General features: G+C 73.6%; 21 protein-coding genes. 6 read left to right on the top strand and 15 right to left on the bottom strand.

All coding sequences use genetic code 11. The features are described 5' to 3' along the window. Nucleotides 1-51: 51 nt before the first annotated feature. Nucleotides 52-471: a MarR family transcriptional regulator gene (locus G5C65_RS05405; protein WP_165297458.1), complete on the bottom strand. Its 420-nt coding sequence runs from the start codon at nt 469-471 to the stop codon at nt 52-54. Nucleotides 472-526: 55 nt separating this feature from the next. Between G5C65_RS05405 and G5C65_RS05400 the strand changes: the two genes are divergently transcribed. Both G5C65_RS05400 and G5C65_RS05395 read left to right on the top strand, forming a co-directional pair. Continuing rightward, nucleotides 527-1057: a DUF6790 family protein gene (locus tag G5C65_RS05400; RefSeq protein ID WP_165297457.1), complete on the top strand. Its 531-nt coding sequence runs from the start codon at nt 527-529 to the stop codon at nt 1055-1057. Nucleotides 1058-1080: 23 nt separating this feature from the next. Next, nucleotides 1081-1734 carry a TMEM175 family protein gene (locus tag G5C65_RS05395; RefSeq protein WP_165297456.1) on the top strand — a complete coding sequence of 218 codons (654 nt, stop codon included), beginning with the start codon at nt 1081-1083 and terminating at the stop codon, nt 1732-1734. On the opposite strand, the gene G5C65_RS05390 is transcribed toward G5C65_RS05395, so the two are convergent. From G5C65_RS05390 to G5C65_RS05370, 5 genes are all read right to left on the bottom strand, one after another. Further along, entirely contained in the window at nt 1688-2755 is a 1068-nt protein-coding gene (locus tag G5C65_RS05390; protein WP_241265567.1) for an oxidoreductase, read from the bottom strand. The genes G5C65_RS05395 and G5C65_RS05390 overlap by 47 nt on opposite strands. Then, nucleotides 2752-3540 carry an alpha/beta fold hydrolase gene (locus G5C65_RS40340; RefSeq protein ID WP_165297455.1) on the bottom strand — a complete coding sequence of 263 codons (789 nt, stop codon included), beginning with the start codon at nt 3538-3540 and terminating at the stop codon, nt 2752-2754. Before G5C65_RS40340 ends, G5C65_RS05390 begins: the two co-directional genes overlap by 4 nt. A 74-nt stretch (nt 3541-3614) precedes the next feature. Next, nucleotides 3615-4103, bottom strand: coding sequence for a hypothetical protein (locus G5C65_RS40335; RefSeq protein ID WP_165297454.1), 489 nt, complete (start codon nt 4101-4103; stop codon nt 3615-3617). A 491-nt stretch (nt 4104-4594) separates the two neighbouring features. Continuing rightward, nucleotides 4595-5716, bottom strand: coding sequence for an epoxide hydrolase family protein (locus tag G5C65_RS05375; RefSeq protein ID WP_165297453.1), 1122 nt, complete (start codon nt 5714-5716; stop codon nt 4595-4597). Between the two features lie 52 nt (nt 5717-5768). Beyond that, a complete protein-coding gene (locus G5C65_RS05370; protein ID WP_241265565.1) occupies nt 5769-7106 on the bottom strand; it encodes an MFS transporter in 1338 nt (445 codons plus the stop codon). Nucleotides 7107-7298: 192 nt separating this feature from the next. Between G5C65_RS05370 and G5C65_RS05365 the strand changes: the two genes are divergently transcribed. The 4 genes from G5C65_RS05365 (at nt 7299) to G5C65_RS05350 (ending at nt 10186) form a co-directional block, all read left to right on the top strand. Next, nucleotides 7299-7856, top strand: coding sequence for a CGNR zinc finger domain-containing protein (locus tag G5C65_RS05365; RefSeq protein WP_338146243.1), 558 nt, complete (start codon nt 7299-7301; stop codon nt 7854-7856). A gap of 239 nt (nt 7857-8095) precedes the next feature. Further along, on the top strand, nt 8096-8488 hold the full coding sequence (locus tag G5C65_RS05360; RefSeq protein WP_165297450.1) for a hypothetical protein: 393 nt from the start codon (nt 8096-8098) through the stop codon (nt 8486-8488). Beyond that, a complete protein-coding gene (locus tag G5C65_RS05355; protein ID WP_165297449.1) occupies nt 8457-9074 on the top strand; it encodes a hypothetical protein in 618 nt (205 codons plus the stop codon). Before G5C65_RS05360 ends, G5C65_RS05355 begins: the two co-directional genes overlap by 32 nt. Before the next feature lie 119 nt (nt 9075-9193). Next, the gene (locus tag G5C65_RS05350) at nt 9194-10186 is read left to right on the top strand and encodes an aldo/keto reductase (RefSeq protein ID WP_165297448.1); all 993 of its coding nucleotides are present in this window, start codon (nt 9194-9196) and stop codon (nt 10184-10186) included. Between the two features lie 455 nt (nt 10187-10641). Here G5C65_RS05350 and G5C65_RS05345 read toward each other — a convergent pair whose 3' ends face one another. The 9 genes from G5C65_RS05345 to G5C65_RS05305 all read right to left on the bottom strand — a co-directional run. Beyond that, on the bottom strand, nt 10642-11655 hold the full coding sequence (locus tag G5C65_RS05345; RefSeq protein ID WP_165297447.1) for a glycoside hydrolase family protein: 1014 nt from the start codon (nt 11653-11655) through the stop codon (nt 10642-10644). 35 nt (nt 11656-11690) lie between these two features. Next, nucleotides 11691-12989 carry a TRAP transporter large permease subunit gene (locus G5C65_RS05340; RefSeq protein WP_165297446.1) on the bottom strand — a complete coding sequence of 433 codons (1299 nt, stop codon included), beginning with the start codon at nt 12987-12989 and terminating at the stop codon, nt 11691-11693. Nucleotides 12990-12999: 10 nt separating this feature from the next. Further along, a complete protein-coding gene (locus G5C65_RS05335; RefSeq protein ID WP_241265564.1) occupies nt 13000-13668 on the bottom strand; it encodes a hypothetical protein in 669 nt (222 codons plus the stop codon). Continuing rightward, the gene (locus G5C65_RS05330; RefSeq protein WP_165297445.1) at nt 13665-15818 is read right to left on the bottom strand and encodes a hydantoinase/oxoprolinase family protein; all 2154 of its coding nucleotides are present in this window, start codon (nt 15816-15818) and stop codon (nt 13665-13667) included. The genes G5C65_RS05335 and G5C65_RS05330 overlap by 4 nt, the downstream gene beginning before the upstream one ends. Nucleotides 15819-16113: 295 nt before the next feature. Continuing rightward, nucleotides 16114-17739 (bottom strand): FAD-dependent oxidoreductase, encoded by a 1626-nt coding sequence (locus G5C65_RS05325; protein ID WP_165297444.1) that lies wholly within the window; start codon nt 17737-17739, stop codon nt 16114-16116. A gap of 95 nt (nt 17740-17834) precedes the next feature. Then, complete coding sequence (locus G5C65_RS05320) at nt 17835-18896, bottom strand: LacI family DNA-binding transcriptional regulator (protein WP_165297443.1); 1062 nt, start codon at nt 18894-18896, stop codon at nt 17835-17837. A gap of 101 nt (nt 18897-18997) precedes the next feature. Beyond that, nucleotides 18998-19267, bottom strand: coding sequence for a hypothetical protein (locus G5C65_RS05315; protein WP_165297440.1), 270 nt, complete (start codon nt 19265-19267; stop codon nt 18998-19000). Nucleotides 19268-19327: 60 nt separating this feature from the next. Then, entirely contained in the window at nt 19328-20512 is a 1185-nt protein-coding gene (locus tag G5C65_RS05310) for a serine hydrolase domain-containing protein (protein ID WP_165297442.1), read from the bottom strand. A gap of 69 nt (nt 20513-20581) precedes the next feature. Beyond that, a partial coding sequence (locus tag G5C65_RS05305) for a beta-ketoacyl reductase (RefSeq protein ID WP_165297441.1) occupies nt 20582-22475 on the bottom strand: 1894 nt, incomplete at its 5' end.

Raw genomic sequence — 22475 nt, 5'->3', positions numbered from 1 at the left:
GTCGCTGTCCGGGAGCTGAGCGGGGGGCGCGTGGAGCGCGTGGCGGCGTACTCAGTCGGATGCGAGGAGTTCGGCCAGCCGAAGGGTGTCTTCGAGGTAGCGGTCGTAGGGAAAGCCGGCGGCGACGAGTGCGGCCCGGAACTCCTCGTCGAGCGACTCTCCTGTGGTGTGGAAGGCTTCCCGGCCGGCCTCGGTGAGGCGGACCAGCCGCCGCCGCGCGTGTTCGGGGTCGACGGTGATCTGCACCAGGCCGTCCGCCTGCAGTGGCCGTAGCGCCCGGCTGATCGCCGGGTCGGACACCAACAGGGCCTGCGCGAGCCGGTGCTGCGTCGTCGGTTCGATGTCCTCCAGCGTACCGAGAAGTCGAATCTGGCTGTAGGTCAAACCGTCGGGGCCACCGGTACGCCGCCGGGCCGCCTCGCCCAGCAGCATGACCACGCGGTGCAGCACGTCTGCGAGTCCTTCATCCACGGCACCACTGTACCTGATTATTGCGCGGTTAATATTAACGTGTTAAGAATAAGTCATGAGCGACCTCTCCTACCTCGCACAGTCCGCGTTCCCCCTGGTGTGGCTCCTGGCGCCAGCCGCCGGCGCCTTCATCCGGACCCGCCACGCCCCCTCCCCCCAGCAGGCGCTGGAAACCTGGCAACGCTGGTGGGCCATCGGCGCCTTCGGCTGCGGCAGCCTGTGGATGACGGTCGCGTTCCTCGGCGCCCCGGACGTCATGGCAACGGCGATCGGCTTCGACCGGACGCCCTTCATGTTCGAGATCGCCTTCGCCAACCTCGGGCTGGCGGTCATGGGCTTCCGGGCCGCCTCGGCCTCCGCGCGCGAGCGCATCACCATCGGGCTCGGCGGCGGGATGTTCCTCTGGGGAGCCCTGGCCGGCCACGTCTACCAGTGGTTCGCAGGCGGTGACCACTCCCCCGGCAACACCGGCGGAGTCCTCGTCAACGACCTCCTGATCCCGGCAGTCATGATCATCCTGGCCGTGCGCTCCCGGCGCCTGGGGCCGGCCACGCCCCGGCCGGCCACGCAAGCCGCCGCCGCCTGACACCCCAGGAGCTGTTCCGCACCATGGCGACTCACCACGGCCACACCCCCGACGGCCAGAACGACGAGACTCGACCGGTCGCCGCCGGCCGGCTCATCGCGTTCGTGGACGCGGCCATCGCGATCGCACTCACCTTGCTGGCCCTGGACCTCCCCGTCCCCGCCGGCGACACCACCGGTGCCATGCTGCGTTCGGCGTCGGACCACAGCAAGGAGTACCTGGCCTTCGCGCTCAGCTTCGTGGTGATCGCCGCCCACTGGAGGGCCCACCACGAGATCTTCCGGTATGTCCGCTCGCTGAGCAGCCGGCTGACCAGCCTCACCCTGGCGTGGCTGTTCATGCAGGTCCTGATGCCGTTCGCGACCCGAGTGATCACCGCCGACGGCGCCTTCCCGCCCCGGTTCAGCTTCTACGCGATCGTGCAGGTCCTGGCGTCCACGCTGATCGCGCTGATGATCCGGGAGATCCGACGCGAACACCTGTACCACACCGACGTCCCGCCCCGGGCGTTCGCCCAGAACCGGGTGCGCAGCATCTGCCTGGCCGCGGTGTTCGGGGTGTCCGTCCCCGTCTCGTTCCTGACCACGAGCACCGGCGCGTACCTGTGCTGGCTCACGGCGCCTCTCGTGCTCACCGTCGCCCAACGCGTCCAGAACCGCGCACCGGCCCGTGACTGAAGCTGCGTGCTGCGTGCTGCGTGCTGCGTCGGGCAGGCTGCCTGCCCGGTGGGACAGGGCCTGACCTCACAGAGCGCGTCACCGGCCAGCGACAGATCGTCGATCTGTCCGACCGCGGCGACCGCGAGTCCCGCCGCGTTCCTGAGCGTCGCCGCGAACTCGACGTGGACCCCGTCCCGCCTCGGGGGGGGCGGGCCGCCTCGTCCCGCACCACCAGTCCGGACGTCACGTCGATGAGGTCGATGCCCACGGCCGCCAGTTCCTTGGCGAACATCACTGCCTCGTCGACGGAGATGCCGCCCTCGACCCAGTCCGTGGTGGTGATCCGGACGAAGACGGCCTTGTCCGCCGGGAAGGCCGCGCGAACGGCGCGGGCCACGCGCAGCGCGAGACGCATCCGGTTGTGCGGACTTCCGCCGTACTCGTCCGTTCGGTGATTGGACAGCGGGGAGAGGAACTCGTGCAGGAGGTATCCGTGCGCGGCCTGGATTTCGACCACCTGGTAGCCGGCCAAGTGGGCCATCCGGGTCGCGCGGGTGAATGCCTCGACGATCTCGTCGATGTCGGCGTGGTCGGCGTGGTCGGCCTCCCGGGGGACGTTCAGGTCGCCGAAGGGAACCGCTGACGGCCCGAAGGTCGGCCAGCCGCCGTCGGCCGCGCTCACCGGACCGTTCTGCCCCGCGCCCACCCAGGGGAGCTGGTGTGACCCCTTCCTGCCCGCGGCCTGCAGCTGGATCCCGGGCACGGTGCCGCGCTCGCGTATGCACGAGGTGAGCCGCCGGTGTGCGGCGGCCTGCTCCTCGTTCCAGATGCCGAGGTCTGCTGACGTGGTCCGGTGCAGCGGCCCCACGGCACTGGCCTCGACCGTGATCAGGCCGACCGCGCCGACCGCGCCGACCGCTCGTGCGCCGTAGTGCACGAGATGCCAGTCGGCCGGTTTCCCGTCAGGGCCCGGCGCGGGTTGCGATCGAGCGCCGCCGCACGGCGATCCGGCCCGCGGCCCGCACCGACGCCTCGTCAGCTCCGCACGGCGGCCGGCAGCTTCGCCGTGGCTTCGGGGGCCTCCACCGGGAAGTGGTGGCTGCCCAGGTCGACGAGCACGATGTCGAGGCGGTCCCCGTAGCGGTCGACCGCTTCCTGGGCCACCAGGTCGCGGATGGCGAACACGGTGACCGGCTGCTTCGTCTCGCGCAGCGCCGCGTCCATGTCCCAGCGCACCAGGCCCTCGATGGCGCGCAGCCCCGCGGGCTGCCGCACCGCGGCCATCCGCTCCGCGTAGGCGTCGACGAGAGCCGGGTCGGTCCCGGTCGGCGAACCTCCCTCGACGAGGCCGCGCACCGCCGCCGTGAAGTCGTCGCGGAACATGCCCAGCAGGGCGTCGGACTGTTCCTCGTTCTGCGCCGGGAAGAGGGACAGATAGTGCAGTCCGTCGAGCGCGACCACGTGGGAGACGGTGCCGGGGAGCAGGCGGCCGGTCTCCACGGCGACCGCCGCGCCCAGGGAGTGCCCGGCCACGACGGCCGTGGTCACCGACTCGGCCTCCAGCACCGCCGCCACGTCGCGGGCGAACTCCTCCATGGTCCACGCCTCCCGCGTCGAGCGGGACGCGCCGTGCTCGGCGAGGTCGACCGCGAGGACGCGATGGCCGTCGGGCAGGTGGCGGGTGACCGTGTCGAAGTCGCGGCGGTCGCACGCCCAGCCGTGGATGAGGACCAGGACCGGCCCGTCGGCCGTGTACCGGATCGTCGTGTGGTCGGCTCGCTGGACGGTGCGGTTCTCGCGGGTTGTTGTGCTTGCGGTCGTCACGGTGCTTCCTTCTTTCGTACGAGGGGTGCCCTGCTGTCTTCGGCGGACAGGGGTGGGGCGCCGCGGGACGGGTCTCACTCGCCCGGGGCGGCGACGGCGATGCCGCCGAGCACGGCGGGCACGCTGTTGCCGAGGCAGTTGCTGATGTTCGCCGAGGCGAAGACCGCGCTGCGCTCGTGCGGCCTGGCGACCCGGGCGAAGGTGCCAACCGCCGCCAGCACCGAGGCACCGAGGCCGACGCCCGCGACGACGGTCCGGGCGGCGGCGAGCCAGACGAAGTCCGCCACGATGCCGGCGAGCGCGGTCAGGACGCCCAGCCCGAGCAGCGCCGAGCAGCGCCGAGCAGCAGGGCGTAGACCAGGCGGGTCGGGTCGGGGCTGGGCCGAACTCCACCAGCAGCCCGGAGCCGAGAGCGCCGGGCGCGAGCCCCGCCAGGGGGCCACCGAGGTGACGACACCGGTGCGGCCGGGGGCGCGCGGCGGTTCGAGGTCGATGGGGGCGGCGCTCAGGGTGGTCGTCGCCGCGCCGGTGGCGATGCCCTGCAGCACTCTGGCGGCGGCCACACCGGGGAAGGCGGGACCCGCGCAACCTGCGGTGCGTGTCCCGGCCGAACGGTACGGCGGATACAGCAGAGTAAACAGGCACCTTCGCCTCGCAGTGATCAGTGCGATAGTGGCTGCCCTGGTGTCCAGTACTGCTTCCCCCACACCACAGACCAGGACCGGCCGGGGGCCGCTCCGCCCGAGGCAAGGCTGATCGCGCCCAATCGGCGCGCCCAGTTTCGACCGCTGCAACCCGGCCTGCGCGAACGTCGCCCGCACCGACACCCACACCGACCGGGCCCGGAGGGAAGCAGCCGCCCTGCAGTACGAAAGCGACTCCGGCCTCCACCCGCAGCCCGTCCGGCAACGCTACGAGCAGCGCCGCCAGGGGCTGCTCGACCGAGATCATCGACCGGCACGACGGCAGCAAGTCCCCCGCCGCCGAGCCGGACAACGTTCGCCCATTGCACCGCCTCACAACGTGATGTGCCGGTAACCCGGGGGGCGGACAGTCAGCGGAACGGGCGGAAGAACCCGCGCACCTGCTTGACCAGCGACTCCGGCTGCTCCAGCGCGGCGAAGTGGCCACCGTGCGGCAGCTCCTCGAACCAGCGCAGGTCGGTGAACCGCAGCTCGGCCTCCCGCCTCGACGGGCGGGTGATGTCGCGCGGGTAGACCGACAGCCCGGATGGCGCGGTCACCTTGTCCCGGAAGTTGGCGAAGCTCTCCCAGTACAGGCGCGCCGACGACGTGGCCGACGCGGTGAACCAATAGACCGAGATCTCGTCGAGAATCGTCTGCCGGGACAACGCGTCCTCGGGATGGCCGTCGTTGTCCGTCCACGCCCAGAACTTCTCGGCGATCCAGGCGGCCTGCCCCGCCGGGGAGTCGGTGAGGCCGTAGCCGAGCGTCTGCGGCCGGGTCGCCTGGATCGCCGAGTACCCGCGGCCGGTGCGCTGCATCTCCTTCTCGGCCTGGAGATTCGCCAGCTCCGCGGGCGTCGGATCGTCGAACGTGCCCGCCGCCACGGATCCCAGGTTCAGGTGCACGCCGGCGACCCGCTCGGGCGCCACCTCGCCCAGCACCGCGGACACCGCCGAACCCCAGTCACCGCCCTGCGCGCCGTACCGTTCGTAACCCAGCGAGACCATCAACGTGTCCCAGGCGCGCGCGGTGCGAGTGATGCCCCACCCGGTCGTCGACGGCTTGTCACTCCAGCCGTACCCGGGCAACGACGGCGCGACCACGTGGAACGCGTCCGCCGGGTCACCGCCGTGCGCGCGCGGGTCGGCCAGCGGGCCGAGGACGTCCAGGAACTCAAGCACCGAACCCGGCCACCCGTGCGTGAGCACGAGCGGGAACGCGTCCGGCTCCGGCGAGCGGACGTGCAGGAAGTGGATGCCCAGCCCGTCGATCGTGTCGCGGTACTGCGGGAACACGTTCAGCCGCTCGGCGAACCCGAAGTCGTACTCCTCGGCCCAGCTGCGGCACAGCTCCTGCGCATACGCCAGCGGCAAACCCTGTGACCAGTCGTCCACCGGCTCGCGCTCGGGCCACCGTGTCCGGCGCAAGCGTTCCCGCAGGTCCGCGATCTCGGCTTCGGTGATACCGACCTCGAATGGCTCGGCGGACATGGCAAGGCTCCTTACTGGTCAAGGCGCTACCGGATCAGATGCAGGTGGACGGTCATCGCGGGCTCCCCCGCGTGGCGTCGGGGTCGGGGTCGGGGCGGCGGTCGGCGGTAGGGCGCCGGGTCAGGCTGAGGACGAGTCCGGCCAGGGGGAGTGCCGCGAGCGCGGCGAGGGCCACCGGCACCGGCACGATGCCGGACAGACCCGCGACAGCGGCCGGACCGATCCCGCCACCCAGGGCGTTCATGAAGTTGAGCAGGCTCTGTGCGGTGTCGCGGTCATCCGCGGCGACCAGGTCCGGCGCGAGGCTCACCAGTACGGCTTGGGCGCCGGCGAACCCGCACACGGTCGACGCCGTGCCGACGACAACCGGGATCGGCCCGGTGAAGATCGCGACCACGAGCACCCCGACGACGGTGAGTGCCGCAAGCCCGGCCGACACCTGCCAGCCGGCGAACCGGTCGGTCAAGGTGCCGACCAGCCGCCCGGCCAGCACCGAGCAGGCGGCGGCCGGGACCAAGAGCACGCCGGCTTCCAGGGGGCCACCGCCCGTGGCCTGCTCGATCAGGGACGGGGCGCGGAACAGCACCCCGTAGTAGCCGGCGAAGACGGTCCCGCCGATGAGCCCGGCCGCCAGGAAGCCGCGGGATGCGATCACCCGCCGAGGCACGAACCCGTCGGGCGTGCTTCGCACGCGCCACCACAGTCCCACGGCGGCGAGCGCCCCGGCGGCGGCCACGACGAGCGTGACCGGAGCGGGCAGGCCGACCGAGTGTGCCTGCAGCAACGTGATCAAGGAGCCGGCGAGTACCGACAGCACGGCCGCGCCGACGATGTCGAGTCGCCCGGTCGAGCCGTTTCGCTCGCCGCTGCCGCTCCGCGTCAGCGCGCGCCGACTCGGCAACGCGGCCAGCAGGAGGGGCAGCGCGAGGACCGGGATCGCGAGCACGGCACGCCACCCGAGCCATGCGGTCACCGCCCCGCCCAACAGCGTCCCGCACCCCGACGCCGTCGCGCTGGCGGCCGCGATGATTCCCAGGGCGCGGATCCGTTGCCGCCTGGGCAGGGCGGTGGCCACGGCAAAGACGGCGATCACGGTCGCGCCCGCCCCGGCGCCGCCGATCAGCCGGCCGACGATCACGACGGACAGCGTCGGCCCGGCTCCGGCGAGCGCGGAGCCCGCGGCGAGCGTCACGACCCCGGCGACGAGGACCTGGAAGGGGCTCCAGCGGACCAGCAGCCGACCCGCGACCGGCATCGCGAGCGCGGAGGTCAGCGACCACGCGGCGAGAATCCACGCGGTGGCCCCGAACGGCACCGCGAGTGCGCGGCCGATGGCCGGCAGGGCCACCGACGGCGCTCCCAGTGCCACGTACATCGGCAGCACCAGCATCCCCAAAGTCAGCCCCAGCCGACGCCCGTCCGGGGCGTCGGCTCGCTCCGGTGCCGGGGCCCCTCCAGACGGGATCGTCTGCGGCGGCGTCCCCTGCCGGGTACGTTGTGACATGCGAAAGTTCATTTGCGTGTGACATTACGGAGCGGCGAGGAGACACGTCAAATGCGGAATGCGTATTACAGCCCATGGGTGGTCCAGACGGCCGTCGACCTGGCCAACACCTTGAGGCCGATCAAGGGAGAGGACGCGCTTGAGACCGTGGAGCAGCTCCGGGACTTCCTCGACGACCATCCCGCGGCTGAGCCTCCGGGTTCGGCCGCGAACCAAGGGACCGGTCCGCGGCATCTCACCCGCGCCGACCTGGCGGAAGTCCGCGCGTTGCGCGAGACGGTGCGCGAGGTGCTCGAACGGGCGAACGCGGACGCGGTCGAAGCTGCGGCTCTGATCAACGACGGTCTGCGTCGCAGCCGCGCCACCCCGGTACTGCGCCACGAGGACAGCCGCTGGTGGACCGAGGTGACCTCCGACACCGACCGCTGCTCGGCGCACCTTGCCGCGACTACGCTCAGCGCACTGGCCTCCGTGATCGCCACGCTCGGTCCCGCTCGTCTCGGCGTATGCGCCGGGCCGACCTGCCGGGCCACTTTCGTGGACCTCTCGCGCAACGGCTCGAAGCAGTACTGCACCCGAACCTGCGCACACCGGGCCAGCGTCGCGGCCTACCGGAGCCGGCACAGCCCGCGTTGAGCGCCGGCACCCGACCCTGCCGCAATGCGGGCCCGAGACCGCAAGATCCCGAGCCGGACCGACTGACGTCTGGGTGATCGACTACGGCGCCTACGTCACTCAAGCAAGGTTGAGCTGAACGGGTGGATCCGGTGACGGGAGGGGCAGAGCGATGGCGACGCGGGTGTTCTCCGAGGAGGAGCTGGAGGCCCTGCGCGCATTCCCGGCGATCGGGAAGGAAGAGCTGATCCGCTACTCAGGTGGCGGAGCATCCGGGCTGGCGCTCGGCGAAGGTGATTCGGCCCGGTGTGGTCACGCTGCTGGAGAGGGCCGGCCCGGCCCGGCAGACCGCCGAACGGGAGACCCATGCCCGCGTAGCGCACCTGCTGACCAAGGAGCGGGCCCGCGGCCTGGACGAGCTGCTGGTCGTCGCTCCGGAACTGAAGTCCACGCGCCTGAACTGGCTGGTGACCGGGCCGGTGCAGGCGTCGCCCAACAGTGTGGGCGGCGAGGTGGAGAAGCTGCGGTTCCTGCGGGGCCTGGATCGAGGCGCTGGGCATCCTGCGGGAGCTGAACGCCACTGGCGCCCGCAACGTCCCCGACGGCGCCCCGACCGCGTTCGTGCCGGCCCGCTGGCAGGGCTACCTGGATGAGGCCGCGGCGAAGGGGGATGCGACCGCTTTCCGGCATTACTGGGAGCTGTGCACGCTGCTCGCGGTGCGCGACGGGCTGCGCTCGGGGGATGTGTACGTGCCGGAGTTCTGCCGCCTGGTCGGCAAGAGCCCTGATGCCGGTGAGGCCCTCGCGCTGGTGCGGGACGAACTCGACGGGGCGCTGACGGACCCGGCGGAGGCCCCGGAGAAGGGTGACGGGCCGGTCCGGCTCAACGAGGAGGGTGAGCTGGTCATCTCTCCGCTGAGTGCGGAGGACATCCCCGGCGAGGCCGAGGAGCCGCACGCCGAGCTGGAGCGGATGCTGCCGAACGCGCCGATCCTCGGTTTGCACGGGATGGCGGGGCCTGGCCGTCGGCCAGATGTGCGAGGCCGGCCGTGGAGTGGACGCCGACGAGCCAGCGGCCGGGCTGTAGGGGAGGCAGACGGAGCCGTGAACACAGCGGTGACGCAGCGGCGTGAGCGCGCGGGGCTCCTGGGCCCCGGACATGAGGTCCGGGCCGATCCAGCGCCATCCCGCATCCCACAGGGGGCGGTGGTCCCGGTCGTCCGGGACCGGTGCGCCTGACCGCCGGCGGGGGCCGGTCCTCCGGCTTGACTTCGAGCGCGCTCCAAATCCTAGTTTCGGAGGCGTTCGTCACCCCTTGAGGTACCGTCCGGTCCGCCGGGCAGGAGGAGTATCCGCGCATGTTGACCCGAACCACGCTCGGCTCGCCCGGTCTCACCGTCAGCACGATGGGCCTGGGGTGCATGGGGATGAGCGAGAACTACGGCGCCGCCGACTGGGACGGCGGCCTGGCCACCATCGACCGGGCCCTGGAGCTGGGCATCACGTTCCTGGACACCGCCGACGCCTACGGCACCGGGCACAACGAGGTGCTGGTGGGCCGGGCCATCCACGGCCGCCGGGACCAGGTGCAGCTGGCCACCAAGTTCGGCATCGACCGCAGCGCCGGGAACCGGGCACGCCGCATCCGCGGTGCCCGGGACTACGTGCTGCGCTCCTGCGACGCCTCGCTGCTGCGGCTGGGCGTCGAGGTGATCGATCTGTACTACGCCCACCGCCCGCCCCAGGACGTGGAGATCGAGGAGACCGTCGGGGCGATGGCCGAGCTGGTCGAGGCGGGCAAGGTCCGCCATCTGGGCCTGTCCGAGGTCGACGGCGAGCTGCTGCGCCGGGCGCACGCGGTGCACCCGATCACCGCGGTGCAGAGCGAGTACTCGCTGTGGACCCGGGACGTCGAGGCGGTCACCCCGGTGATGGCCGAGCTGGGGGTCGGGCTGGTGCCGTACTCGCCGCTGGGGCGGGGGTTCCTGACCGGCACCCTGGACCGCTCCGCACTGGACGAGAAGGACTTCCGGCGCACCAACCCCCGCTTCGCCGGCGAGGCGGGCGAGGCCAACGAGGAGATCGCGCAGACCGTGCGCGGGGTGGCCGACCGGCTGGGTGCCACCCCGGCCCAGGTGGCGCTGGCCTGGGTGTACGCCCAGGCCGAGCAGCTCGGGGTGGCGGTGGCGGCCATTCCGGGCACCCGCAGCCCGGCCCGGCTGGAGCAGAACGCGGCCGCGCTGGAGCTCGCCCTGGACGCCGAGGCGCTGGCCGCGCTGGACCCGCTGAGCGGCCAGGTGATGGGCGAGCGCTACGCCCCCGCGCACACCGCTGAGGTCGCTCGGGGTTAGCCGGTGGGCTCGACGCCGTCGTTGCCGTCGCGCGCCTACCGGTGACCTCGCCGGTCGCCCTCGACATGCCGGGTCAGGCCGCCGACTTCCTCCGCACCGCCGAACTGGACGGACGATGCCGAGCGGGCCGCGCTCGACCAGGGCGTGACCGTACGGCGCGGCCGGGGCTACACCCTGCGCGTCAGCGCCCTCGGCCAGTGATGCCGGCCGGTACGCGGAGTGGCGCGGTCGGGCTGCCCTCCGCCCCAGGGTCGCCCCAGGGTCACGCCCCTGGGCCGCCACGCAGACGCGCAAGCTGTTCCTCCGGCTCCCTCGCCCGCGAGTCCAGATCACGCGATGACCACCACAGCGCGAGGGAGGCCAGCGCCCAGCGCCGTCGTGCGCGGCGAGCTCGCCGGACCGGTCGCCGGCGGCCGCTGAGGGGCACGAGTGACGGGCTGGGCGCGGCGCGGGGGTCAGCCGCGGGCCACCGCGATGGAGCCGGCGAGCCGGTCGCCGGCCTCGTAGATCATGTACGGGACGCCGCGGTCCGTGCCGAAGGCCGGTGCGGCGGCGCGCCCGCTCTCGGGCGGTGCGGTGCCGGAGTCGTAGAAGACGCCGAGGTGGTCGCGGCGGGAGAAGTCGGCGCCGACCTCGGTGATGCGGATGTCGCCGCCGCTCTCCTTGTCGGTGTGGTAGACGACGTAGGTGCGGCCGTTCCGCTCCAGCAGGTGCGGGCCGGACAGGTTCGCCGCGCCGACGTCGGCGTGGTGGATGAGCGGCTCCTGGTCGAACTCCCAGTCGCGGCCGTCCGCCGACCAGCCCCAGCCGATGTCGCGGTGGTCCTCGGTGCTGTGCCGGCGCATGAACACCATGACGTAGCGGGCGCCGCGGCCCGGCAGGTCGTACGGGAAGACCCGCGCGTACGAGCTCTCGGCGGTGCCCTTGGGCAGCATCGCGGTGGTCAGTACGGTCTTGTCGTATCCGAAGCGGATGCCGTCCGTGGAGCGGGCGAGCCGGGTCGTGTTGTTCTCGCCGTGGAAGTACAGCCACAGCTCGCGGCGTTGGGCGTGCCACATGACGTGCGGGGACGAGACGTGGCTGACGCTGTAGTGCGGCGCCCAGTCGCGGGACACGATCGGGTTGCACGGGTACTCGGTGAACGGCCCCTCCAGCGAGTCGCCGTAGGCGAGGCAGATGCCGCCGGGCTTGTCGTGCGGGGCGTAGTAGAGGTAGTAGCGGCCCAGCGGCGCGTTGAGCCTGTCGTAGACGCCCCGCACACAGGGGAAGATGATCTCGCCGGTGGGGTTGTAGGCGAGCTGGTCCGCGGTCAGCAGGGTGCGCACATAGCGGTAGTCGGGGAAGCCGCCGGGGGCCGCGAGGGCGGTGGCCGCGCCGCCCGGCCCGGTCAGCGCGAACAGGGCTCCGCCCGCTGTGGCGGCCGAGGCGGCGGTGGCAGTTCGCAGGAAGCTGCGGCGGTCGAGTGTCATGGGTTGGGGCTCCTTCGGGTGTCGGGGGCGGGTTGTCACAGTCGGGTGGCGGCGGTGACGCACAGGCCGCCGAGCGCGACGCACCACACGTACGGCAGGGTGCGCACCATCACCTGCTGCGGGCTGACGCCGGAGTACTGCGCCGCCCACACGGTCTGGGTGCTGGTGGGGTCGGCGACGCCGAAGACCTGGTTGTACGAGGCGGTCAGGCCCAGTACCGCGGTGGCCGGGTAGATGCCGGCGGAGATGAGCACCCCGGCGATGCCCGCGCCGAGGCCGTAGACGTTGAGCGGGCCGCGGTACAGGCACAGCGGCGCCAGCACCGTGAAGACCAGGACGAAGACGAAGGGGTTGGCCGGGCTGACCGCTTTGACCAGCGGGTCGAGCGCCTCGACCGCGCCGGGGAGCTTGACGGCGGCCAGCAGGATGCCGATCGCCACGAAGAGTGCGATGGGCGGCGCCGCGACCTCGAAGGCGGCGTAGAGGGTGCGCAGCAGCCGCTTGTTCATCTCCCGCGGCCGGGTGGTGGTCGCCAGCGCGTACAGCACGCCCGCCAGCATCGACGGGATGATGGCCAGCTCGAAGCCGAGTGCGAGAACGAGCGGTACGGCGGGAGCGAGCAGCGCGTACCACGGCGCGTCGCCGAGCCGGCGGGCGCGGCTGCGGCGCCGCGCGCCGCCGCTCGGGCGCTCGTCGGCCGAGGTCAGCGACCAGGTGTGCGCGACGCCCCGGCGGCGGGACTCGACGAGGACGAAGAGGACGGCGAAGGCCGCGGCGAAGGGGAAGAGCTTCAGCATGAAGCCCCGCACCGTGTCGACGGGCAGATCGAGCGCGGTGGAGAAGAACTGCCACACCGGCAGCTCGAACGGCATGCCGGCGGCGATGCCCATCAGGATGGTGCCGGCCGCCGTGGTCTTGGGCACGCCGACCGCGATCATCGCGGGGATGCCGATGATGCCCGCCATCATGGCGGCGGGCGCGGAGCCGGTGACCGTGCCGATGAGCGCCGAGACGGCGAGCACCCCCAGCGCGACCACCGTGGGGCGGTCGCCGCCGAACTCGACGATCTTGCGCACCAGGGTGCCGGCGATGCCGGTCTCCTCCATCAGCTTGCCGAGCCAGGACCCGATGAGCACGGCGAGCATGGTGGCGGCCAGCGTCACCGAACCCTCTTGGAGGACGGTGTCGACGATGCTGTCCTTGCCGGTCAGCGGGGCGCCGGAGACGGCGGCTATGGCCACGCCCAGCAGCACCAGGGCGAAGGCGGTGGGCAGTTTGCGGGCGAGCATCAGCCCGACGCCCGCGAGCATGAGCAGCAGAATGACGATTCCCATGGGCGGTGCCTCAGTCCTCTCCGAGGGCCCGGACCGCGCTCGCCAGCGCGGCGGTGAGCAGTAGCGGGGTGCGTCCGAGGCCGCAGCGGGCTGCTGCGTACGCGTGTGCGGCCAGCTCGTCGGCGCCGGCGACGTGGCCGGGTATGCGCAGCCGGCCGAGCCGCAGCGCGGAGTGCCCGAGCCGGTCGCGCAGCGCGCGCCGCAGCGCGGCGTCGCCGTGCAGCAGGCAGTGCGCCTCCTCGTGCGCGAGGGCCGCGCCGCGCAGCGCCCCGGCGGCGAACCACGTGCGCCAGCCGAGCCACCCGGCGAGTTCCTCGCCCAGCGCGAGGGTGTCGGTGTACAGCTCGACGGTGGGCACGGGCCGGGAGACGTAGCGGGCGAGCAGCAACGCGTCGAGCCCGCCGTCGCGTTCGACGACCCGCGCGCCGGTCCGGCCCGCACCGCCGTGCGGGCCGGCGCGGGCGGCGAGTTCCGTGCCGAACGCCGTCGCCGCCTCCGCCCAGCGCTCCAGCTCCTCCGGGCCGCGGGCCTCGTGCGTGGGGGTGTTGCCCAGCAGCCGGACGCCGAACTCCGCGTCGTCCGCCTCCGCCAGCCGTGCGCAGGTCTCCCGCAGCGCGCCCGAGCGCGCCGCGGACAGCCCGTTGCGCAGGCTCGGCGGACCCGTCACCGCGGCCGTCATGAGCGGGCCTCCACAACCGCCACCACCGGCTCGTCCGCCGCGCGCGAGCGCAGCTCGCTCCGGGCCAGCGCGAGCAGCGGCTCGGTGTCCAGGACGCCCGAGAGGTCCGCGATGCGGGCGCCGATCAGCAGCCGGACGGCGGGGGCGCGGACGCCGCCGTCGCCGTAGGCGGTGAACTCGCGGACCAGCCGGGTCAGCAGCTCCGGTGCCTCGCCGACCGTGGTGGACGCGACGCGCGCGTCGGCGGCGTGCAGACGTACGACGCCGTCCCCGTCGAGGACCCGGACGGGGTGCCGGGGTCTGCGGAAGCGGCGGCGCCGCTCGGTGCCGTAGACGGTGTGCGCGGCGGTGCCGGCGAGGATCTCGACCGCCGACGGGTCGGTCTTCAGGCTGGCCGCGGCGGCCGAGAGGCGCTCGGCGTCGTCCGCGCGGCGGGTGCGGTCCTGGGCGCGCAGTTCGGTGGCGCCGGTGGCCACCGCCCGTACGGTGTTGGTCTGCGGGTCGACGGTGACCTCCACCTCCACCGCCGACGGGGCCGCTCCCTGCGCGACGACAGCGGCCTCCGCCTCGCCCCGGACGCCGAGGATCTGCTCCTGGGTGGCGCCCGGGATGATCCGCTCGATCTGCTCTCTGACCAGCGCCAGCGCGACGCCGATCGGGCTGATGACCTCGCTGTGCGCGGCGATCCGGCCGGTGAGGCCGGTGTCCGCCGCGAGGTGCGGGGTGACGGCCGCCGCGCCGCCTCCGCCACCGACGAGGACGGCGGTGTCGCGGTCGAGGCCGTAGTCGCCGATCATCGTGTCCACGACGTCCCGGACCTGCCGCACCCCCGCGTCCAGGACCTGCCGCGCGGCGCCCGCGACGTCCGTGCCCAGCGCCTCGGCCAGCGGTGCCAGCGCCGAACGGGCCGTCTCCGGGTCCGCGGCGGCGAAGTCGCCCTCCGGAACCCGGCCCAGGGCGTTGGCCGCGCAGGTCATGGTGAGGGCGAAACGGCCGCCTGCGGCGTCCAGTACGGCGTAGTCGTCCGGGTCGCCTGCGAGCGGGCTGACGGTGGCCAGCCGTGCGTCCCGCAGGTCCTCCGGGTCGGCGAAGCAGGCGTACGGGAGGCCGGCGATGTGCGCGCTGCGCGGGCCGACGGCGTGCACGGACCGCCCGCGCTGACCGGTGCCGGTCCGCACCATCGATCCGCCGCCGACGCCGACCGTGCGCACATCGAGCGCGGACAGATACGAGGACTTGCCGAGGATCGTGGCGTGCCGGACCGCGACCTTGCCGCGGCGGACCACGCTGATATCGGTCGACGTCCCGCCGGTCTCCAGGAACACGCCCTCGCTGACCCGTTCCTGCATCAGCGCACCCGCCACTCCGGCGGCCGGCCCGGACAGCACGGTCAGCAGGGGGCGCCGCCGCATCTCGTCCAGCGACATCACACCGCCGTCGCAGCGCATCACCATCAGCGGGGTGCGCACCCCGGCCGCCGTGATGCCGGAGTCCACGAGGTCGGCGGTGGCCAGCATCCTCGGCAGGATCGCGGCGTTGACGACGGCGGTGCGGGTGCGCTTGCGCAGCCCGTACAGGGAGGTGATCTCGTGCGCGGCCGTCATCGGCAGCGTGGCGGAGCGTGCCGCGTCCAGCACCGCCTGCTCCCCGTCCGGGAGGTCGACGCTGAACGGCTCGCTGGCGACCAGCACCTCCGCTCCCGCGGCGGTGACCCGCTCGACGGCGGTGCGCACGGCCGGGGCGTCGTCGGGGTCGGCGACATGCGCGTAGTGCAGCGGGAGCCGCTTGCCGGGGGTGAGTTCGAGGTGCGCCAGACCGGCGAGGCGCTTGGTGGGCAGGGCGCCGGGGCCGGTGCCGATGCCGATGAGGCCGACCGGGGCCACGTCCCCTTCGAGCAGGGCGTTGGTCGCCTGGGTGGTGCCGTGAGCGAGGAACGCGATGCTGTCGGAGGCGGAGCCGGGCGCGCACCCGACGTCCTTCAGCAGCCGGTCCAGCGCCTCAACGATGCCGTGCGCGACACCGTCGGCGTGGTGGTGGCTGGTCGGGACCTTCACCTGGGCGACGAGCCGCAGCGTGGCGGAGTCGATCGCCACGGCGTCGGTGAAGGTTCCGCCCACGTCGATGCCGACGCGGATGCGGTGCGGGGCCATGAGAGAACACCTCCTTGTGTGGGATGGCGCTTCAGGGGCGCGGGGCTGCATTCATGTGCGGCTCCGCCGCGGGGCACGACCGGCCACGCACGCACCCGCACGGGGCGGGGCTGCCCCTGCCCCTGCCCGTGTCCTGCGGACTGCGGCTGTAGCCGTGGGCTGGTCGCGCAGTTCCCCGCGCCCCTGAAGCGCCCCCTGCGGGGCGCGGGGAACTGCGCGCGCAGCCACAGAGCACCCGCAGGCTGCGACGCGCAGCAGGGGGCAGCCCGGACCCAGCACCATCCGCCGGACACGGCTAGTAGCCGCGGACGTCGGGCCAGTGGCGCTGTACGCCGGACCGGTCGAGCAGCCGGGCGAACTCCTCGAACCTCTTGTCCTCCGCCTGCACCTGGTGCGGCTGCACTCCCTCGGCGAGGCAGTGCGCGGCGAGCGCGCCGGCGACCTCGCCGATGTTCCACTCCGCGGGGTGGAGGCGGTAGCAGCCGTTGGTGACGTGCGTGGTGCCGATGTTCTTGCCGCCGGGCAGCAGATTGCGGACCCGGCGCGGCACGAGCGCCCCCAGCGGGATCTCATAGGGCGCCGAGCCGATGTCGACGTAGTTGTCACCGCCGGTGGACGGGTGCAGGTCGATGCGGTAGCTGCCGACGCCGACGGAGTCGCGGTGCCGGGTGGCGTGGGGTCCGGCGATGTCGATGGCGACGTCGTGCTCGGTGACGGTGGTGACGGCCTTGATGCGGCGCGACTCGCGCACGTACGCCGACTTGGCGAGCCCGTCGGCGGTGCCGGTGACATCGGGGCGGAGCCGCAGCCCCGGGAAGCCGGTGCCGCCGTCGGGGCGCGGGGCCTCGGTCTGCAGCCAGTGGAGGACGGACAGCGACAGCTCCCGGGCCCCGGCGAGGGCCTGCCGTGCGGTCTCCGCACCGGCGCCGACGAGCGGCTTGAGCCAGTAGTCGTTCAGCGGCCAGTTGACGAGAGTGACATCGGAGTCGAAGGCGCCGGGGCGGTGCATCCGGCGGGCCAGGACGCGGCGGAAGCCCCACAGTTCCTTGTCCCCGGCGTCGGCGCTCTGGTCGGCGGTGACGCCCAGCGGGTCGACGTCCGGGTTGGGCACGAAGGTGCGCTCCACGGGCGCGAGCGTGCGCGGGTCGGGGGCGAGGAAGCCGAGCAGCGGGCCGGGCCAGAAGCCGGGCCGGTACGAGCGCCAGAAGTCGTAGCCGTCCGGGCGGTCGAGGGTGTGGTCCTCGCCCTCGTGGTGGGAGAGCGCGAAGCAGACGGTGATGCCCTGCTGGTTGAGCGGATCGGCGGTCGTCGGGGCATGCGGCTCGCCGTGCTCCGCGCGGCTCTCGGCACCGAGCGCGTGCTCGACGCCGGCCAGCTCCAGCAGCTCGCCGGTCTCGGTGGCGTCGATGACGTACGGGGCCGCGACGGTGTGGCGGGCGCCGTCGCGGACGTCCTCGACGGTGACGGCCCGTACGGTGTCCCCTTCGGCGTCGGCGGAGACCGGGCGGTGCTCGGTGAGCACGGTGAGCCGGCCGGCGGCGCGGTGCGGGGCGAGCATCGCCTCCAGCACGGCGAGCGCGACCCGCGGCTCGTGGCACAGCTTGCTGACCCGGCCGGCGCCGGGGTTCAGCCGCGGCAGGCCGAGCGCCTCGGCACGCAGCGGATACCAGCGGCGGTAGTGCTCGCGTATCGCCTCGCGCAGCGCCCGGTAGCTCGCGGTGACGCCGAACTCCTCCACCCAGGGGTGCTCGTCCGGCGGCACCGCCTGCGCGGTGAGCTGGCCGCCGATCCAGTCGGTCTCCTCGGTCAGGACGGCGGTGCGCCCGGCGCCGCAGACGGCGAGGGCCGCGGCCACGCCGCCGAGGCCGCCGCCCACGATGAGGACCTCGGTCTCGGCCGGGGTAGCGATGGGTATGGGCATGACACATGTCTCCTTGCGGCACGCAGCGGCGGTACACGGGGTGCGGTACGGGTCGAGGTACGGGTCCGGGGTGCGGGTCGGGTCCGGGGTACGGGTCAGGGAGCGGCCGGTGGCGGGCCGGCCGTCGTGCCGGGGCGGAACGCGCAGGCCACCAGCGGCTCGTCGGCCGTCTCGCCGGCCAGGAGGGCGGTGAGCATCCGGATGGCGGCCGCGCCGAGCGCGGCACGGGGAATGTCGAAGCCGGCGGGCTCCGGGCGTGCGGCGAGGTCGGCGGGCGGCGAGCCGAGCAGCGCGAGCGAGAGGTCGTCCGGGGCGCTGAGCCCGGCCCCGTCGACGGCGGCCAGCAACGCCCGCCAGGCGGCGCCGGTGTCGGTCTCCTCGGCGACGAAGGCGGTGACGCCCTCGGCGAGGCGGGCGCGGAGCCAGCCGGGCGTGATGTCGGACGCGGGGTCGGCGGTGCGCACCACCGCGTCGCCGGCGCCCGGTCCGGCGAGGCCGGAGCGGAAGCCGCGCTCGCGGTCGGTGGAGGCCGGGGCCTCGTCGTCCTCGCGGACCAGGACGACTCTCCGGTGGCCGAGCCCCTCCAGGTGCCGGACGACCTCGAAGCTGGCGGCCACGTAGTCCACGCCGACCCACGCCAGGCCCGCCAGCTCCTCGTGGCGGCCGACGTGGACGGCCGGGTAGCCGTGCTCGACCAGACGGCGCAGCCCGTCGGCGGGCAGATGGCGGCCGAGGAAGAGGCAGCCGTCGGCGAGCCGCACCCGCTCCAGCGCGCCGGGCGCGGCGGCCTGGCTGCCGGAGCTGGAGCCGGTGAACAGCACCAGGTCGTAGCCGCGGGCCGCGGCCTCCTGCTCGACGCCGACGAGGAACGGGTAGTACGAGTGCTCCACGGCGGTCGGGAACGTCGCGGTGAAGCTGAAGACGCCCAGCAGGTTGTTCCGGGCCGCGGCCAGCCGCCGGGCCGCCGGGTCGGGCACATAGCCCAGCTCCCGGGCCGCCGCCAGCACCCGCCGCCGGGTGTCCTCGTGCAGCGTGATGCCCTGCTTGTTGCCGCCGAGGACCAGCGAAACCGTCGTCTGGGACACCCCGGCCAGACGGGCCACCTCCGCCTGCCGCGGGCGACCGCGGCGGGCCCGTGAGGCTCCCTTTCCAGTCATGATCCACCCCCACTGCTAATGCGCATTAGTTCCGGGTAGCGGCTGAGAGACAACGGCTAATGCGGATGAGCTAGCACACTGCCGCCGGATCGCGGGGACCGTCAAGACACGGTGATGGCTAATATCCGGCTAATAAACGCGCAGAGGGGCGGAGTGGCCTGGGTGGTGGCGGGCAGCCAGCTCACCCGGGTCATCTCGCTGGAGCGGGCCTCTTCGACGCGCGCGTCGGCGAGGGCGTCGAAAACGAGCGCCGCGATGCCGCGGGCGGCGAGGCGGGAGCGTGATGTGCTGTGGCGAGGGTCACCCCGCAGGACCGCACCCCCGGCCGTCCGGCCCGGCGCGGGCTCATCCCGGCCGGGCCGGACGGTCATGCGGTCACGTGGTCATGCTGTCGTGACGTCGTGACGTCGTGACGTCGTGACGTCGTGACGTTACTTCGCGCCGCAGAACTCGGCTTCGAGGACGCCCTCGTAGAGGCTGCCGTCCTCCAGCCAGTCGCCGTTGAGGTGGAAGGTCAGGCTGTGCTTCCCGTCGGCTGTCGTGGCCGCGCTGGTCAGGGAGCCCCAGACGATGCCGTCGTGGCCGTACACCTTGACGCCGCAGGACAGCGTGCGGACGATCACGCCGAGCCCGTAGTCGTAGAAGGTGCCCGTGTCCACCGTGGTCAGCAGCGCCCTCTGCTGTGCGGGCGCGAGCAGTTCGCCCTTCATCAGGGCGCTGTAGAACCGGTTCAGGTCCCCGGAGGTGCTGATCATCTCGCCGGTGGCGCCGGACCAGGCGGGGTTGTACTCGGTGGCGTCGTAGATCTCGGGCCCGGGGTCGGGTGCGTACAGCTTGGAGTAGCCGACCGGGTGCGGCGTGGGCATGGACGGGTCGGTGCCGGGGAACGTGGTGTTCTTCAGCCCGAGCGGCTTGATCACCCGGTTCTCGGCCTCGGTCGCGTAGCTGTGCCCGGTGACCTTGTCGATGATCATGCCGGCCAGCACATAGTTGGTGTTGGAGTAGTTCCAGCCGGTGCCGGGCTCGAAGTCGGGCGCGTACTTGAGCGCCATGTCCAGGATCTGCTGCGCGGTACGGGTCTCGTAGCGGTGGGCCAGGAAGCCCGCACCGTTCATGTACTCCTGCCACTCCGGGGTGGAGACGGTGTCCGGCACGCCGCTGGTGTGGTTGAGCAGTTGCCGGATGCTGACCTTGTTCCCGTCGTTCCCGTTGCCCTGCAGGACACCCGGCAGCCGGCTCTCCACGGAGTCGTCGAGGCTCAGCCGGCCCTCCTCCTCCAGTTGCAGCAGCACCACGCTGATCACGGTCTTGGTCAGGCTGCCTGCCCGGATGTGGTCGTCGGGGGTACGGGCGCGCTCCGTCTCGGTGTCGGCGAACCCGGCGGAGCCGAACCACCCGCCCTCGGGGGAGGCGGCCTCGGCGGCGACGCCGGGCATGCCTCCCTCGGTGTGCAGCGCGTCCAGCGCCCGTTGGGTGGCGTCGTGCGGAGCGGCCCGCGACTCGGCCAGGGCCGTGGCGGACGTTCCGGCCACGAGGGCGAGGGTGACGCCGAGGACGGCGGCGGCCCGTACGGGCAGTGCGACCGCGGCGGATACGAAGCGACTGGAGCTGAACATGAGTTCCTCTCGTCGAGGGGCAACAGGGAACGGGCCGTACCGGGAATGTGTTCCCACGAGGAGGGAATCTCAGCGGGAGCGCCGGCGGTTGCGGGCCGTGGCGCGGCGGTCGGCCCGCTCCCGCGCCGCGCCGCGGGTGGGCGGCTCGGCCGCGGGCGTGTCGAGGAAGGCGGCGAGGCTCGCGACGGTGGGGTGCCGGAAGAGGTCGACCATCGAGAACTCCTGCTGGAGCGCCTTCTCCAGCCGGCTGTGCACACGGGAGAGGTGCAGCGAGTGGCCGCCGAGTTCGAAGAAGTTGTCGTGCGGGTCGACCCGGTCGAGGTGGAGCACCTCGCACCACGTGCGGGCCACCAGCTCCTGGACGGCGCCTGCGGGCGCTGCGGCGGGGTCGGCGGCGCCGGTGCCGGTGTCGGCGGCGGACCCGCAGCTGGTGGGCCGGCCGTAGCGGTCGGGCAGCGTGCCGGGCCGCTCGGCCGGCGCCGGGCCGTGCGCGACCAGCCGGTGCGTCAGCCGGGCCGGCGCGTCGAGCCGGCCGCGCACGAACGGCTTGCCGGGGTCGAGCCCGATGAGCACGTGCGGCACGTCGTGGCGCAGGGCGTGCAGGAACGAACGCAGTCCCTCGCCGCGCCCGAGGGGGTGGTAGCCGCGGGCCCGGCTGGGCTCGGTCAGGTGGTGGCCCCGGCTCATGCCGGTCTCCTCCCACAGGCTCCAGGCGAGGCTGCGCACGCGCGCCGCCGGGCGCTCCCCCCGCGCTGCCGTACCCGCCAACCGGTGGGCGCGGGCGTCCAGGTGGGCGTTGGCCGCCGCGTAGGCGCCGGCCAGCGCGCCGCCGAGGGCGCCGTTGACGGACGAGAAGCCGATGAGGACCGCATCGGGGCTGTCCGCGAGGGAGTCCAGCAGCACCTGGGTGCCGGTGGTCTTGGGCGCCAGCACCTCGGCGAGGTCCCCGGCCCGCAGGGTGAGCGCCGACTGCTGCCGGAAGGTGCCGGCCAGGTGCAGGACCGCGCAGGGCCGCCGGCCCCAGCGGGCCCGCGCCCGGTCCAGCGCCTCGCGCACCCCTGCGGGGTCGCACACGTCGGCGGCCGCGTACAGCACGTGCTCGCTGCGGGCGCGCAGCGCGCGCAGGGTCTCCAGCCGGGCCTGGGCGACGGGGTCGTCCGGCGCCGGGGCGCCGGGTGTGAGCGGGGTGCGGCCGAGGATCAGCAGCCGCGCGTCGTAGGCGTCGAGCAGGTGGGCGCAGATCTCGGCGCCCAGGCCGCCGAGCCCGCCGGTGACGACGTACAGCCCGCCGTGGTGCAGCGGCGGCCCGGCCTCTGCGGGGGCCTCGGGCAGCGCCGCGAGGCGCGGGGTGAGCCGGTGTCCGTCGCGTACGGCGGCCTCCGGCTCGCCGGGGCGGGCGGCGAGTTCCGCCAGCAGGTGCGGCAGGTCGGCCTCCGGGGTCCCGTCGGCGGGCAGGTCGAGGTGCGAGCCGGTGAGCCAGGGCAGTTCCTGGACGAGGCTGGTGAGCAGGGCCAGCCGCGCGGCCCGGTCGGGTTCCGGCAGGTCGCCGGGGGCGGCGGGCTGGGTGTGGCGGCCCGCGACGCGCAGGGTGACCCCGGCCTCGGTGCCGTCGCCGGTACGGCGCTCGGCGAGGGCCTGGACGAGGTGCAGCAGCCCGGCGGTGCCGGCCGGTACGGGCGGCTGGGGGCCGGCCGGCTCGGGCGGCGCGTACGTGGTGAGGTCCACGATCTCCCCGGGGGCGAGCCCGTCCTCGGCGAGGGCCGCGCCCAGCCAGGTGTGGTCCTCGCGGTGGCCGGCGCGTATCCGGTAGTGGCCGGGGGCGAGCCGGGCGCTGTCGGTACCGCTGTCGGTACCGGTGTCGACCCGGGCCGTGCGGCGGCCGCGTCCGGCGAGGTGGGCCACCAGCAGGTCGGCGAGGCCCAGTTGGTCGGCGAGTACCAGTACCGGCCGGTCGGTGCCGGGG

This window comes from Streptomyces boncukensis (assembly GCF_011045075.1).
GTDB classification, from domain to species: domain Bacteria; phylum Actinomycetota; class Actinomycetes; order Streptomycetales; family Streptomycetaceae; genus Streptomyces; species Streptomyces boncukensis.
This window is presented reverse-complemented; position numbering and strand designations above follow the sequence as displayed.

Bases quoted from the DNA above. Each gene is read 5' to 3' on its own strand.
- G5C65_RS05400 (WP_165297457.1), top strand. From the start codon at position 527: ATGAGCGACCTCTCCTACCTCGCACAGTCCGCGTTCCCCCTGGTGTGG.
- G5C65_RS05395 (WP_165297456.1), top strand. From the start codon at position 1,081: ATGGCGACTCACCACGGCCACACCCCCGACGGCCAGAACGACGAGACT.
- G5C65_RS05375 (WP_165297453.1), bottom strand. From the start codon at position 5,716: ATGTCCGCCGAGCCATTCGAGGTCGGTATCACCGAAGCCGAGATCGCG.
- G5C65_RS05370 (WP_241265565.1), bottom strand. From the start codon at position 7,106: ATGCTGGTGCTGCCGATGTACGTGGCACTGGGAGCGCCGTCGGTGGCC.
- G5C65_RS05350 (WP_165297448.1), top strand. From the start codon at position 9,194: ATGTTGACCCGAACCACGCTCGGCTCGCCCGGTCTCACCGTCAGCACG.
- G5C65_RS05345 (WP_165297447.1), bottom strand. From the start codon at position 11,655: ATGACACTCGACCGCCGCAGCTTCCTGCGAACTGCCACCGCCGCCTCG.
- G5C65_RS05340 (WP_165297446.1), bottom strand. From the start codon at position 12,989: ATGGGAATCGTCATTCTGCTGCTCATGCTCGCGGGCGTCGGGCTGATG.
- G5C65_RS05335 (WP_241265564.1), bottom strand. From the start codon at position 13,668: ATGACGGCCGCGGTGACGGGTCCGCCGAGCCTGCGCAACGGGCTGTCC.
- G5C65_RS05330 (WP_165297445.1), bottom strand. From the start codon at position 15,818: ATGGCCCCGCACCGCATCCGCGTCGGCATCGACGTGGGCGGAACCTTC.
- G5C65_RS05325 (WP_165297444.1), bottom strand. From the start codon at position 17,739: ATGCCCATACCCATCGCTACCCCGGCCGAGACCGAGGTCCTCATCGTG.
- G5C65_RS05320 (WP_165297443.1), bottom strand. From the start codon at position 18,896: ATGACTGGAAAGGGAGCCTCACGGGCCCGCCGCGGTCGCCCGCGGCAG.
- G5C65_RS05315 (WP_165297440.1), bottom strand. From the start codon at position 19,267: ATGACCGTCCGGCCCGGCCGGGATGAGCCCGCGCCGGGCCGGACGGCC.
- G5C65_RS05310 (WP_165297442.1), bottom strand. From the start codon at position 20,512: ATGTTCAGCTCCAGTCGCTTCGTATCCGCCGCGGTCGCACTGCCCGTA.